This is a genomic window from Pseudomonas sp. B21-056 (genome assembly GCF_026016325.1).
GTDB lineage: Bacteria > Pseudomonadota > Gammaproteobacteria > Pseudomonadales > Pseudomonadaceae > Aquipseudomonas.
Window position 1 is genome coordinate 1962995 of sequence record NZ_CP087203.1, and the last position, 13701, is coordinate 1976695.

The window sequence follows — 13701 nt, forward strand, 5'->3', positions numbered from 1 at the left end:
AAAGTAATGGCTAATAGCTATAACTGAGCGTGTGGCCAGGGCTGTACCGAAGCCTGCCCCTTTTCGAGTTGTGTCTATGGCATTGCATCCGGTGCGTCCCAGGATCCTGGGCTTTATCAGCGAAGATGTATCGGCCTGGCTGGTGGCTTCACTGGTCTTCCTGGCCGGCACGTGCCTGACCGGCTTGGTGAGCTGGGCGATGATGAGCCTGTTCAACCAGCAACTGCGCCAGCGCTTCGAGCTGCAAGCCGAGGAGCGCTTCAGCCGTATCGAAGAAAGATTCCAGGACCAGGAGCAGCGTCTCGACAGCCTGAGGCGTTTCTTTGCCAATTCGTCGGCGGTTTCCGAAAAGGAGTTCCATGGGTACGCTGAAACGTTGTTGCGCCGTACCCAGGCCTTCGCCTGGGCACCACGAGTGCTTCGGGACGAGCGGCAGGCATTCGAACAGCGGGAGCGGAACAAGAGAATCACCCCTTTCAGCATCCGTGAAGTGGATGATACCGGCGGCTTGCGTCGGGCCGCGGAGCGGGACGAGTACACGCCGATCCTCTATGTACAGTGCCAGGGTTCCCACGAGTCGACGTTGGGTTTCGATCTGCTTTCCCAGCCAACGCGCCGCGCCGTACTCGAGCGGGCTCGCCGTCAGAACAGCCAGGCGGTATCGCAGCCGCTGGACCTGGTGGGTGTCGATCCGGCCTACGTCCGTGGCGTGTTGCTGGTGGCGCCAGTCGCCCGGGCCCCATCCACGGAGCCTTTCGGCTATGTGGTGGCGGCCATCAGCATGCGTCAACTGGTGGGCGATGGTCTGCCGACGGCCGGTCATGACAATCTTTCGATGCGCGTCCTGGATTTGTCCGCCGACGACCAGGAGGAGGTGCTGTTCGATTCCCCTACGCCCCCGGGGGACAGTGACCTGGCGGCAATCCGCATGTTGCGCCTGGCGGATCACGACTATCGGGTAGAGTTGCGACCCAGCCGTATGTTCCTGTCGACCAACCATTCCACGATGTCGAGCCTGGTGGTATTGGGCAGCTTGCTCAGTTTCCTGCTCAGTGCCTTGCTCTATGTACTGGTCAGCCAGCGACAACGGGCCCTGACACTGGTGGAACAACGTACCCAGGAGCTGCGCGCCCGGGAGCAGGAGCTACGAGGCACCCACAGCCAGTTGCGCGGCGTGCTGGATGCCGCGACCCAGGTCGCGATCATCGCCACGGACCTGCGTGGTGTCATCACCACGTTCAATGCCGGCGCCGAACAGATGCTGGGCTACCAAAGCTGCGAGGTCCTGCAGAGCATGACCCTCGAGAGCCTCCACGTGCCCCGGGAGCTTCAGGCCCGGGCGGCAGAGCTTGGCGCGCGATTCGGCAAGCCGATTCCTACCTGTCACGCGATGCTGTTGGAAGGGGGCGAGGCGGGTGGCCAGCAGGCCCGGGAGTGGACCCTGGTACGGCGTGACGGCAGCCACTTGACGGTGAACATGCTGGCAACGCCCGTGCTCGACGATCAGGGGTTGTGGGTCGGGCACCTGGCGATCTGTATCGATATCACCGAACGCAAGCGCGTCCACGAGGCCCTGGCGGCCCGGGACCTGCTGTTGAAGAAACTCAGTGCCCATGTTCCTGGCGGCATCTACCAGTTCAAAATGGATTTCAACGGCCGTTTCAGCGTGATCTATGCCAGCGACGGCATTCGCGATATCTACGAACTGGAGCCCGGTGTGCTGGTCCAGAACGCGGAAGCGGTTTTCTCCCGCATCCACCCGCTGGACAATTCACGGGTCCGTGCGTCGATCCGTGCCTCGGCCGACACCCTGAGCCCATGGCGCGAGGAGTACCGGGTGCAACTGCCGCAACGTGGCCTGCGCTGGGTACGCGGTGAAGCGACGCCCGAGCAATTGCCGGGTGGTGGCGTGTTGTGGCACGGCTATGTCTCCGATATCTCCGATCTCAAGCGGGTGGAGGAAGAGTTGCGGGCACTGTCCGTGACCGATGCCCTGACCGGTATTCGCAATCGACGTTATTTCCAGGAGCGCCTGACCTCGGAAATGATTCGGGTCGAACGCGGCTCCGGGGACCTGTCGGTGATCATGCTCGACATCGATCACTTCAAGCGCATCAACGACCAGCACGGCCATGCGGTGGGTGACCGGGTGTTGCAGGCGGTTTGCTTGCGCGTCACCCAGCGCCTGCGGCGTACCGACGTCTTCTGTCGGCTGGGCGGGGAAGAATTCGTGGTGCTTTGCCCGGACACCGATGGCGAGAGCGCCCATGCCCTGGCCATTGGGCTGTGGGAAGGGTTGCGCGGTGCGGAGATCGAGGACGTGGGCGTTGTCACCGCCAGCTTCGGTATCGCCAGCTGGCGCGCCGGGGAGGGCGCGGATGCCCTGCTGTTGCGGGCCGACTCGGGCGTTTACGCGGCCAAGCAGGCCGGGCGGGATCGGGTCGAGATGCAGGTGGGGTAGTTCGCAGGTTTGCGCTCGCCACACATCTTCGGTGGGAGCGGGCTTGCTCTCGAAAGGGCCATGTCAGGCAATGACATGTTGAATGTCCCACCGCCATCGCGAGCAGGCTCGCTCCCACCCTGATCCCGGGCGGACACAGAATCGATCTCACCCTCAACCCCCCTGTGGGAGCGAGCCTGCTCGCGATGGCGTCGTTCCAGCCACATTGATATCAACTGAAAGACCGCTATCGCGAGCAGTTCCTTGCGTTGGATCAGAGCACCGAAGCCGTCTGCGGCAGTTTCGGCTGGCGGTACAGGTCCAGCAGCACCTGATCCAGCACCGACGAAGCGCCCCATGGCTTCGGATCGTTGAGGATCGCCACCACCACCCAGGTGTTGCCGTTGATGTCACGGCTGAACCCGGCGATGGCGCGCACGGTGTTCAGGGTGCCGGTCTTGATGTGGGCTTCGCCGGCCATGGCCGTGGTCTTCAGGCGTTTGCGCATGGTGCCGTCGGTGCCGGCGATCGGCATCGAGCTGATGTATTCGGCGGCATAGGGGCTGCGCCAGGCGGCTTGCAGCATCGCCGCCATTTCCCGGGCGCTGACCCGTTCGGCGCGGGACAGGCCGGAGCCGTTCTCCATCACCAGGTGCGGTGCGGTGATGCCTTTCTTGGCCAGCCACTGGCGCACGACCCGTTGCGCGGCCTTGGCATCGTCACCGTCGGCTTCGTTGCGGAACTGCGCGCCGAGGCTCAGGAACAGCTGCTGGGCCATGGTGTTGTTACTGTATTTGTTGATGTCGCGGATGATCTCCGCCAGGTCCGGCGAGAACGCCCGGGCCAGCACTTTGGCGTTGCTCGGGGTCGAGGCCAGGCGGTCCTTGCCCTGGATGCTGCCACCCAGTTCCTTCCAGATCGCCCGCACCGCACCGGCGGTATAAGTGGCGTGATCCAGCAGCGACAGGTAGGTCTGGGAGCTGCAGCCATCACCCAACTGCCCGCCGACGGTCACAGTCACGCTGCCGTCCGCCTGGGGCACCGGGTTGTAGCGCACGCCGCCAGCACATTGTTTGGAATTGACCGCCTTGACCTGATTGTCGATATGGATGCTGGCAATCGGCGGCTCCACCGACACCAGCACCCGGCCGCCATCGTTACGGGCGACGAAGCGCAGTGCCTTGAGGTTGACCAGCAGGGAGTCGGGCTTGACCAGGAACGGCTTGTTTTCGTCGTTGCCGTCGTCGTTGAACTCGGGCAATTGCGGCTGGATGAAGAAACCCCGGTCCAGCACCAGGTCGCCGGTGACCTGCTGCACGCCGTTGGCCCGCAAGTCGCGCATCAGCAGCCAGAGCTTTTCCATGTTCAGTTTGGGGTCGCCGCCGCCCTTGAGGTACAGGTTGCCGTTGAGGATTCCGCCGCTGAGGGTGCCGTCGGTGTAGAACTCGGTCTTCCACTGGTGGTTGGGGCCGAGCATTTCCAGGGCGGCGTAAGTGGTCACCAGTTTCATGGTGGAGGCCGGATTCACCGAAACGTCGGCGTTGAAGAGGGTCGGGGTGCCGGGACCGTTGAGTGGCACCATCACCAGGGACAGTGCATCGTCTTGCAGCTTGCTGGTCTTGAGGGCCTTCTGCACATTGGGCGACAGGGCAGTGTTGATCGTAGCGGCGCTGGTGGAAGCAGGGAGGGCCAGGGGAAGAAGAAGGCTGGCCAGGAGCAGTGGACGCAAAGATTTGATCATGTGTAATAAAACCCTACGGGCGAGGGGGAAAAAACGAGGACATGAAAATGAACGTCCTCAACGGTCATGAAAGTGTCGGCATTATGCCCCATGGCGCAACGGCGTGTGCCGTGCCTGAGCCGTTCGTGAGGCAATTTTTTACCGACGGTAGGACGATACGCCCGATCAACCGGGCAATCGTTGCACCAAACTGGTAAAGTGCCGGCCGTTATTTCTTATGAGGATTGTTCCAATGGCGACTAACCGTTCCCGGCGTCTGCGCAAAAAGCTGTGTGTGGATGAATTTCAGGAGCTGGGTTTCGAACTGAACCTGGATCTCAAAGAAGATCTGGCCGATGAGGCGATTGACGCTTTCCTCGACGCTTTCCTGAAACAAGCCATGGAAGCCAATGGCCTGGGCTATGTCGGCGGTGACGACTACGGTCTGGTTTGCCTGCAGAAGCGTGGCTCGGTTTCCGAAGAACAACGTGCTGCCGTTGAAGCCTGGCTCAAGGGTCGTAGCGAACTGACCAGCATGACTGTCAGCCCGCTGATCGACGTGTGGCACCCGGACATGCCAATCAACGCCAAGGCGTGATGTCCTGAACCGGCAGCCCGAATGGGCGCCGGTTTTTTTATGCCTGGCGGTTGGGTATCTGGTGACCTTCAGGCCGCCTTCGCGAGCAGGCTCGCTCTCACAATTGGATCGCGTTTCCCTGTGGGAGCGAGCCTGCTCGCGATGCTTTTAAGCTTTACGCCAGTTAAGGATCAGCAAGGTCAGCACCCCCGCCACAATCCCCCAGAACGCCGAACCGACGGAAAACAGCGTCAGCCCCGACGCCGTGACCATGAAGGTGATCAGCGCCGCTTCCCGTTCCCTGGCTTCGCTCATGGCGATGCTCAAGCCGTTGATGATCGACCCGAACAGCGCCAGCGCCGCGATGGACAGCACCAGTTCCTTGGGCAGCGCCGCGAACAACGCCGCCAGAGTCGCGCCGAACACTCCGGCTATCCCGTAGAAGATCCCGCACCAGACCGCCGCCGTATAGCGCTTGTTGCGATCTTCATGGGCGTGCGGCCCGGTGCAGATGGCGGCGCTGATGGCTGCCAGGTTGATGCCATGGGAGCCGAACGGCGCCAGCAGCAGCGAGGCGATGCCGGTACTGGTGATCAGGGGAGAGGCCGGTACGTTGTAGCCGTCGGCGCGGAGCACAGCGATGCCGGGCATGTTCTGCGAGGTCATCGCCACCACGAACAGCGGAATGCCGATGCTGATGGTGGCGGCCAGGGAAAAGTGCGGCGTGGTCCAGACCGGTGTCGCGACTTCGAGGGCAAAGCCGCTGAAGTCCAGCAGGCCCATCAGGCCTGACAGCGCGGTGCCGATCAGCAGCGCCGCCAGCACCGCGTAGCGAGGCGACAGGCGCTTGACGATCAGGTAAGTGAAGAACATCCCCAGCACCAGGCCGGTGCGATGCTGGGCGGCGACGAAAATCTCGCTGCCGATCTTGAACAGGATGCCCGCCAGCAACGCCGCTGCCAGCGATGCCGGAATGCGCTTGACCAGGCGCTCGAAGCTGCCGGTCAGGCCGCAGATCGTCACCAGCACCGCGCAAGTGATGTAGGCGCCGATGGCTTCGCCATAGCTCACGCCGCCCAGGCTGGTGATCAGCAAGGCCGCGCCGGGCGTCGACCAGGCGATGGTCACCGGCGTGCGGTAGCGCAACGACAGGCCGATGGAACACACCGCCATGCCGATGGAGATCGCCCAGATCCACGACGAAATCTGCCCGCTGGTCAGGCCCGCCGCCTGGCCGGCCTGGAACATCAGCACCAGGGAACTGGTATAGCCGGTCATCATGGCGATGAACCCGGCGACGATGGCCGAGGGCGAGGTGTCGGCCAATGGGCGAAGTGGCGCGGTCGTGACTTCGGTCATGGTGTCAGTGATCCCTGATCTGTTAAAAATATCCACAACCCACCGGGTACGCATGCAGGAGCTGCCGAGGGCTGCGATCTTTTGCTCTAGACTCAATTGGCAGGGGCAAGATCGCAGCCTCGCTTCGCTCGACAGCTCCTACCGGGTTTCATTTTGGGTCATGGATGAGGGTTTAAGCCTAAACTCAACACCGTGGGCAATTGCAATACAGCCAAGCCCGCAAACAGCCATACAGTCGTGTTGCCATCAGAGGTTGTGTACAATCGCCGTGTTTTTTACGCGATACTTGCCAGCGACCCGCTGTGCCGTATTACAGTCACGGTCAATTCGCCGCAGTTCTCCCGACCCGAGTGCCCATGAACGAACAGTTGCAACCCCTCAAGAAACAACCGCGAGCAGGCAAAGCCGGCCGCAGCGGAACCCAGGACGATATCGTCTATGCGCATATCTTCGAGGCCATCCTCGAACAGCGCCTGGCGCCCGGTACAAAGTTGAGCGAAGAGGCACTGGGGGAAATTTTCGGAGTCAGCCGCACCATCATCCGCCGTGCGCTGTCGCGCCTGGCCCATGAAGGCGTGGTGTTGTTGCGGCCCAATCGCGGCGCGGTCGTTGCCAGCCCGAGTGTCGAAGAGGCTCGCCAGGTGTTCATGGCCCGGCGCCTGGTGGAACGGGCGATCACCGAGCTGGCAGTGCAGCACGCTACCGCCGAGCAGCTTGCCGAGTTGCGGCAGATGGTCAGTGACGAGCGCGACAGTTTTTCCCGTGGCGACCGTGGCGCCGGTATCCGCCTGTCGGGGGAATTCCACCTCAAACTGGCCGAAGCGGCGAAGAATGCCCCGCTGATCAGCTTCCAGCGCAGCCTGGTGTCCCAGACCTCGCTGATCATCGCCCAGTACGAAAGCGGCAATCGGTCCCACTGTTCCTACGACGAACACACCCAATTGATCGACGCCATCGAAGCCCGGGACGCCACCCTGGCGGTGGACCTGATGATGCATCATATGGATCACATCGACAGCAAGCTCAACCTCGACGAAGAGGGGGCGTCGGATGATCTGCATGCGGTGTTCTCGCACCTGCTTCAGACCAAGAAGCCTGGGCGGTCGACGGCCAAGCTTTGACCTCACCTCGTTCCCACGCTCTGCGTGGGAATGCAGCCTGGGACGCTCTGCGTCCCAAGAGCCGAACGCGGAGCGTCCGTTGAGGCATTCCCACGCAGAGCGTGGGAACGATCCCTAGCACTGATGCACCAACCTGCCAGCCGCATAGGTCCGCGCCACCGTCCGGTCATCCCCCAGCGTCATCAACACGAACAATCTTTCGGCAATGTCCCGGGCCTGCTTCAGGCGATAGCCCAGCAGCGGCATAGCGTTGTAGTCCAGCACCAGGAAGTCGGCATCGGTGCCCGGTTGCAAGGTGCCGATGCGGTCTTCCAGGCGCAAGGCCCGGGCACCGCCGAGGGTGGCCAGGTACAGCGATTTGAACGGGCTCAATCGCGCACCCTGCAACTGCATCACCTTGTAGGCTTCGTTCAGGGTCTGCAGCAGTGAAAAACTGGTGCCCCCGCCGACGTCCGTGCCCAACCCCACGTTTACCTTGTGCTTCTCGGCCATCGGCAGGTTGAACAGGCCGCTGCCGAGGAAAAGGTTCGAGGTCGGGCAGAACGCGATGGCCGAACCGGTTTCGGCCAGCCGTGCACATTCGTCATCGCACAGGTGCACGCCGTGGGCGAACACCGAACGCTCGCCCAGCAACTGGTAGTGATCGTAGACTTCCAGATAGCCCTTGCGCTCGGGAAACAGTTCCTTGACCCATTGCACTTCCTGCAGGTTCTCACTGATGTGGGTCTGCATGTACAAATCCGGGTATTCCCCCAGCAACTGACCGGCCAGCGTCAACTGTTCCGGCGTGCTGGTGGGGGCGAAGCGCGGGGTCACGGCGTAATGCAGGCGGCCCTTGCCGTGCCAGCGTTCGATCAGTGCCTTGCTCTCGGTGTAGCTGGATTCGGCGGTGTCGGTCAGGTAGTCCGGGGCGTTGCGGTCCATCATGACTTTGCCGGCGATCATTCGCAGGTCGAGCTTCTCGGCCGCTTCAAAAAAGGCATTCACCGATTGTGGGTGCACACTGCCGAACACCAAGGCCGTGGTGGTGCCGTTGCGTAGCAGTTCCTTGATGAAGATATCGGCCACGGCTTCGGCGTGGGCCGGATCGGCGAACTGGCGTTCACAAGGGAAGGTGTAGGTGTTGAGCCAGTCCAGCAGTTGTTCGCCGTAGGCGCCGACCATGCCGGTCTGCGGCAGATGGATGTGGGTGTCGATGAATCCGGGGGTGATCAGCGCGTCCGGATAATGGTTGATCTCGATGTCCGCCGCCAATGTTGGCAGCAGGTCGTGGGCGTGGCCGATGGCGCTGATCTGGCCGTTTTCCACCACCAGCAGGCCGTCCTCGAAGTATTCATAGGACGCTTCGATACCGACTTCGGCCGGGTCGGCGAGGCTGTGGAGCAGGGCGGCGCGGTAGGCTTTGCGTGTCATGGGCATGGGAAATCTCAGGAATTGGCTTGGCTGCGGCGCGAAACCGGCAGCAGCTTGGCGATGGGTTCGGCGCGAGCGGTGTGCTGGCCGAAATTCGCGTTATAGGTGGCGATGATTTCGCCGGCGATGGAGATGGCGATTTCCACAGGCAACTTGCCTTTGACTTCGCCGATGCCCATCGGGCAACGCAGGCGTTGCAAGGTGCCGCTGTCGAAGCCGCGGTCGCGCAAGCGATGTTCGAACTTGACCCGCTTGGTCTTCGAGCCGATCAGGCCGAAGTAGGCAAAGTCGTTGCGCTTGAGGATCGCCGCGCTCAGTTCCAGGTCAAGCTGATGGTTGTGGGTCATGACGATGCAGTAGCTGCCGGCGGGCAAGTCATCGATTTCATCCAGCGGGTCTTCGCTGACGATTTTCTGTACGCCGTGGGGCAGTTGCTCGGGAAACTCGGCTTCCCGCGAGTCGATCCAGCGCACCCGACACGGCAGGCTCGCCAGCAGCGGCACCAGGGCCCTGCCGACATGACCGGCGCCGAACACGGCAATCTGCGCCTGCACCTGGCCCATGGGTTCGAACAGCAGCACGGTCACGCCGCCACAGCACTGGCCCAGGCTGGCGCCGAGGCTGAAGCGCTCCAGATGGGTGTTCTGCTGGCCGCTGGCGAGCATTTGCCGGGCGATCTCCATGGCCTTGTATTCCAGGTGCCCGCCACCGATGGTGTCGAACGTCTGGCTGGCGCTGACGACCATCTTCGAACCGGCGTTACGCGGGGTCGAGCCGAGTTCTTCGATGATCGTCACCAACACGCAGGGTTCGCTGCGGGTTTGCAGGTCGGCGAGGGCGCTGATCCAGTTGTACATATTCACCTCGACTGATCGTTCTCACGCTTTGCGTGGGAATGCATCTCTGGACGCTCCGCGTCCGCTTTTCAACGTTCTTTGTTGTCTGGTCGGGCCTCATCGCGAGCAGGCTCGCTCCCACATTTGGACTGCAATCCCCTGTGGGAGCGAGCCTGCTCGCGATGGGCCGCGCCGCGGTCTATAGCGAAGCCAACTCGGTTTCAGCAGGCTCAGCCGCAACGACCCTCAACCCACGCATCTGCTCACACCCCCACAACACCCGCTCCGGTGTCGCCGGCGCATCGATTTTCGGTTGTTGCCGGTAATCCCCCAAACTCGCCACGGCATCCTTGATCGCGCACCACGCGGCGATGCCGAGCATGAACGGCGGCTCACCGACGGCCTTGGAGTGGAAAACCGTGTCTTCGGGGTTCTTGCGGTTTTCCACCAGTCGGACCCGCAGGTCCAGCGGCATGTCGGCCACGGCCGGGATCTTGTAGCTGGCGGGGCCATTGGTCATCAGCTTGCCCTTGTCGTTCCACACCAGCTCTTCCATGGTCAGCCAGCCCATGCCCTGGATGAAGCCGCCCTCGACCTGGCCGGTGTCGATGGCCGGGTTCAGCGAGGCGCCGACGTCATGGAGGATGTCGGTGCGCAGCATCTTGTATTCGCCGGTGAGGGTGTCGACGATCACCTCGGCACAGGCCGCGCCATAGGCGTAGTAGTAGAACGGCCGGCCACGGGCCTGGCTGCGGTCGTAGTAGATTTTCGGGGTCTTGTAGAAACCGGTGCTCGACAGCGAGACCTGGGCGAAATACGCCTGTTGCACCAGCGCCTCGAAGCTCAGGATGTGGTCGCGCACCCGTACATGACCGTTGTGGAACGCCACGTCTTCTTCACTGACCTTGTACTGTCGTGCGGCGAATTCCACCAGGCGCCGCTTGATGGTTTCGGCGGCATTCTGCGCGGCCTTGCCGTTCAGGTCGGCGCCGCTGGAGGCGGCGGTGGGCGAGGTATTCGGCACTTTGTCGGTGTTGGTCGCGGTGATCTGCACCCGGTCCATTTCCACCTGGAACACTTCGGCCACCACCTGCGCAACCTTGGTGTTCAGGCCCTGACCCATTTCAGTGCCGCCATGGTTCAGGTGGATGCTGCCGTCGGTGTAGACGTGGATCAGCGCGCCGGCCTGGTTGAGGAAGCTGGCGGTAAACGAAATGCCGAATTTCACCGGCGTCAGCGCCAGGCCTTTTTTCAGGATCGGGCTGTTGGCGTTGTAGTGGCGGATCGCTTCGCGACGCTCGGCGTACTGGCTGCTTTCCTCCAGCTCGGCGGTCATTTCCTCGAGCATGTTGTGCTCGACGGTCTGGTAGTAGTGAGTGACGTTGCGCTCGGTCTTGCCGTAATAGTTGGCCTTGCGTACCGCCAGTGGATCAAGCCCCAGGTGCCGGGCGATGGCGTCCATGACTTCTTCGATGGCAACCATGCCTTGCGGGCCGCCGAAGCCACGGTAAGCGGTGTTCGACGCGGTGTTGGTCTTGCAGCGATGACCGTTGATGGTTGCATCGCCCAGGTAGTAGGCGTTGTCGGCGTGGAACATTGCCCGGTCGACAATCGACGCCGACAGGTCCGGCGAGCAGCCGCAGTTGCCGGCCAGTTCCAGGGCGATGCCGTGCAGGCGCCCGTTGCTGTCAAAGCCCACGTCATATTCGATGTAGAAGGGGTGGCGCTTGCCGGTCATCAACATGTCTTCGACCCTTGGCAGGCGCATCTTGGTCGGCTGGCCGGTGAGGTGCGCGATCACCGCACACAGGCATGCCGGGCTGGCGGCCTGGGTTTCCTTGCCGCCAAAGCCGCCGCCCATGCGGCGCATGTCCACCACGACCTTGTTCATCGACACACCCAGCACTTCGGCCACCAGTTTCTGCACTTCGGTGGGGTTCTGGGTCGAGCAGTAGACGATCATGCCGCCGTCTTCGGTGGGCATCACCGAGGAGATCTGGGTCTCGAGGTAAAAGTGTTCCTGCCCGCCGATGTGCAACGAGCCCTGGATGCGATGCTCGGCGCTCGCCAGTGCGGTGGCTGAATCGCCGCGCTGGTGGGTGTGGCTGTCGAGCACGAAGTGGCGTTTGCGCAGGGCTTCGACCACGTCCAGCACCGGTTCCAGGTCTTCATATTCGATGATCGCCGCCATCGCCGCCTTGCGTGCGGTTTCCAGGTCCCGGGCAGCAACGGCCAGCACCGGTTGGCCGACGAACTGCACGTCGTCAATCGCCAGCAGCGGGTCACCGGGCAACAGCGGGCCGATGTCCTTGAGGCCCGGAATGTCTTCATGGGTGATGGCGATGCGCACGCCTTCGAAGGCGTAGCACGGCGTGGTGTCGATGCGCAGGATCCGCGCGTGGGCGCGGTCCGACAGTCGGGCGTAGACGTGCAACTGGTTGGGGAATTCGAGACGGTCGTCGATGTACTGCGCTTCACCGGTCACATGCTTGGCGGCGCTGTCATGCTTGACGCTGCGACCGACGCCGGTGGTCAGGTCGCGGGCAAACAGCTCGGCCAGTTCGGCTTGGGTCTTCTCTACGGCGTGATGGTTAGACATAAGCGGTCACCCGAGTCTCGATGTGCGGCGTTTGCAGTTCGATGAAGTATTTGCGCAGCAGGTTGCGGGCGCTGAGCAGGCGGTACTCCTTGCTGGCGCGAAAGTCCGACAAAGGCGTGAAGTCTTCGGCCAGGGCGGCGCAGGCGCGCTCGAGGGTGCTGTCGTTCCATTGCGCGCCGATCAGGGCCGACTCGCAATGCTTGGCACGCTTGGGGATCGCGGCCATGCCACCGAAAGCCACGCGCGCATCGCGGACCACGCCGTTGTCGATGCGCAGGTTGAACGCGGCACACACCGCGGAGATGTCATCGTCCAGGCGCTTGGACACCTTGTAGGCGCGGAACGCCTGCTCGGCGCTGGCTCGGGGCACGATGATCTTTTCGATGAATTCGCTTTCCTGACGGGCGGTGACCCGGTACTCGATGAAGTAATCCTCCAACGCCAGGGTGCGACGGACCTGGCCCTTGCACAGCACGATCTGCGCACCCAGGGCGATCAGCAGGGGCGGCGAGTCACCGATGGGCGAGGCGTTGCCAATGTTGCCGCCCAGGGTGCCCTGGTTGCGGATCTGCAGCGAGGCGAAGCGCTGCAACAGTTCGCCGAAGTCCGGGTACTCGGCTTTCAACGCCTCGTAGCAATCGGAAAGCGCGGTGGCGGCGCCGATTTCCAGGCGATCGTCGAAACGTTCGATGCGCTTGAGTTCGGCAACGTTGCCCACGTAGATCATCACCGGCAGGGTGCGGTGGAACTGGGTGACTTCCAGGGCCAGGTCGGTGCCGCCGGCCAGCAGGCGTGCCTGGGGATAGGCGTCGTAGAGATCGGCCAGGTCGGCCACGGTCAGCGGCACCAGGCAACGCTTGTCGCCGCAATTGAGTTCGCCGGTTTCCTTGGGGGCGATGGCTTGGAGACGGGCGATGGTCTCGGCCTCGCGGGCATCGAACTGGTCCGGCTGTTTGCCGCAGCAGGCCTGATCGGCGGCCGCCAGGATCGGCCGGTAGCCGGTGCAGCGGCACAGATTGCCGGCCAGGGCTTCATGGGCCTTGTGGGTGTCAGGTTGTTCGCTGTTCTTTTGCAGGGCGAACAGCGACATGACGAAGCCCGGTGTGCAGAAGCCGCATTGCGAGCCGTGGCAATCGACCATCGCTTGCTGGACGCTATGCAGCCGGCCCTGGTGCTTGAGGTCTTCGACGCTGATCAGTTGCTTGCCGTGCAGGGAAGAAACGAAGGTCAGGCATGAGTTGAGGCTGCGATAGCGAATGCGCGAGCGGCCGTTTTCGTCCGTGTCCAATTCGCCCACCACCACGGTGCAGGCACCGCAGTCGCCGCTGGCACAACCTTCTTTGGTGCCGGATTTACCGACATGCTCGCGCAGATAGTTGAGCACGGTCAGGTTCGGGTCCAGGGTGTGCTCGCTACGGAGTTCCTGGTTGAGTAAAAACTGGATCACGGAAGGCCTCGCAGATTCATTATTGTTGTATCGACGTAGGCCGAATTTAGCAGGTCTGACTTTTCGGTCAATAATTTTCTGACTTAAAGGTCAGGAAAATTCGGTTCGTCGATGAACAACGTCCTATAGACACTGTAGAACCTTGTGGGAGCCGAGCTTGCTCGCGATGGCGGCGGCACATTCAACAGG

9 protein-coding genes are annotated in these 13701 nt (G+C 62.5%); 3 read left to right on the forward strand and 6 right to left on the reverse strand.

Annotated elements, in window-relative coordinates; all coding sequences use genetic code 11:
• Positions 1-76 precede the first annotated feature (76 nt).
• Positions 77-2461: a diguanylate cyclase gene (locus LOY67_RS08820; RefSeq protein ID WP_265066814.1), complete on the forward strand. Its 2385-nt coding sequence runs from the start codon at positions 77-79 to the stop codon at positions 2459-2461.
• A 253-nt stretch (positions 2462-2714) separates the two neighbouring features.
• Here the strand turns inward: LOY67_RS08820 and dacB are convergent, their stop codons facing one another.
• The gene (gene dacB / locus LOY67_RS08825; protein WP_265066815.1) at positions 2715-4181 is read right to left on the reverse strand and encodes a D-alanyl-D-alanine carboxypeptidase/D-alanyl-D-alanine-endopeptidase; all 1467 of its coding nucleotides are present in this window, start codon (positions 4179-4181) and stop codon (positions 2715-2717) included.
• 232 nt (positions 4182-4413) lie between these two features.
• Between dacB and LOY67_RS08830 the strand changes: the two genes are divergently transcribed.
• Positions 4414-4758: a YggL family protein gene (locus LOY67_RS08830; RefSeq protein WP_265066816.1), complete on the forward strand. Its 345-nt coding sequence runs from the start codon at positions 4414-4416 to the stop codon at positions 4756-4758.
• A gap of 147 nt (positions 4759-4905) precedes the next feature.
• On the opposite strand, the gene LOY67_RS08835 is transcribed toward LOY67_RS08830, so the two are convergent.
• Positions 4906-6096 carry a benzoate/H(+) symporter BenE family transporter gene (locus tag LOY67_RS08835; RefSeq protein WP_258632016.1) on the reverse strand — a complete coding sequence of 397 codons (1191 nt, stop codon included), beginning with the start codon at positions 6094-6096 and terminating at the stop codon, positions 4906-4908.
• A 356-nt stretch (positions 6097-6452) separates the two neighbouring features.
• Here LOY67_RS08835 and LOY67_RS08840 point away from each other — a divergent pair, with 356 nt between their 5' ends.
• The gene (locus LOY67_RS08840; protein ID WP_265066817.1) at positions 6453-7217 is read left to right on the forward strand and encodes a GntR family transcriptional regulator; all 765 of its coding nucleotides are present in this window, start codon (positions 6453-6455) and stop codon (positions 7215-7217) included.
• 114 nt (positions 7218-7331) lie between these two features.
• Here LOY67_RS08840 and guaD read toward each other — a convergent pair whose 3' ends face one another.
• From guaD to xdhA, 4 genes are all read right to left on the reverse strand, one after another.
• Complete coding sequence (guaD, locus tag LOY67_RS08845) at positions 7332-8630, reverse strand: guanine deaminase (protein ID WP_265067728.1); 1299 nt, start codon at positions 8628-8630, stop codon at positions 7332-7334.
• A 14-nt stretch (positions 8631-8644) separates the two neighbouring features.
• The gene (xdhC, locus tag LOY67_RS08850) at positions 8645-9487 is read right to left on the reverse strand and encodes a xanthine dehydrogenase accessory protein XdhC (protein WP_265066818.1); all 843 of its coding nucleotides are present in this window, start codon (positions 9485-9487) and stop codon (positions 8645-8647) included.
• 178 nt (positions 9488-9665) lie between these two features.
• Complete coding sequence (gene xdhB / locus LOY67_RS08855) at positions 9666-12065, reverse strand: xanthine dehydrogenase molybdopterin binding subunit (RefSeq protein ID WP_265066819.1); 2400 nt, start codon at positions 12063-12065, stop codon at positions 9666-9668.
• Positions 12058-13512 carry a xanthine dehydrogenase small subunit gene (gene xdhA, locus LOY67_RS08860; RefSeq protein ID WP_265066820.1) on the reverse strand — a complete coding sequence of 485 codons (1455 nt, stop codon included), beginning with the start codon at positions 13510-13512 and terminating at the stop codon, positions 12058-12060. The genes xdhB and xdhA overlap by 8 nt, the downstream gene beginning before the upstream one ends.
• Positions 13513-13701: the final 189 nt, after the last annotated feature.

Bases quoted from the DNA above. Each gene is read 5' to 3' on its own strand.
- LOY67_RS08820 (WP_265066814.1), top strand. From the start codon at position 77: ATGGCATTGCATCCGGTGCGTCCCAGGATCCTGGGCTTTATCAGCGAA.
- guaD (WP_265067728.1), bottom strand. From the start codon at position 8,630: ATGACACGCAAAGCCTACCGCGCCGCCCTGCTCCACAGCCTCGCCGAC.
- xdhB (WP_265066819.1), bottom strand. From the start codon at position 12,065: ATGTCTAACCATCACGCCGTAGAGAAGACCCAAGCCGAACTGGCCGAG.
- dacB (WP_265066815.1), bottom strand. From the start codon at position 4,181: ATGATCAAATCTTTGCGTCCACTGCTCCTGGCCAGCCTTCTTCTTCCC.
- LOY67_RS08830 (WP_265066816.1), top strand. From the start codon at position 4,414: ATGGCGACTAACCGTTCCCGGCGTCTGCGCAAAAAGCTGTGTGTGGAT.
- LOY67_RS08840 (WP_265066817.1), top strand. From the start codon at position 6,453: ATGAACGAACAGTTGCAACCCCTCAAGAAACAACCGCGAGCAGGCAAA.
- xdhC (WP_265066818.1), bottom strand. From the start codon at position 9,487: ATGTACAACTGGATCAGCGCCCTCGCCGACCTGCAAACCCGCAGCGAA.
- LOY67_RS08835 (WP_258632016.1), bottom strand. From the start codon at position 6,096: ATGACCGAAGTCACGACCGCGCCACTTCGCCCATTGGCCGACACCTCG.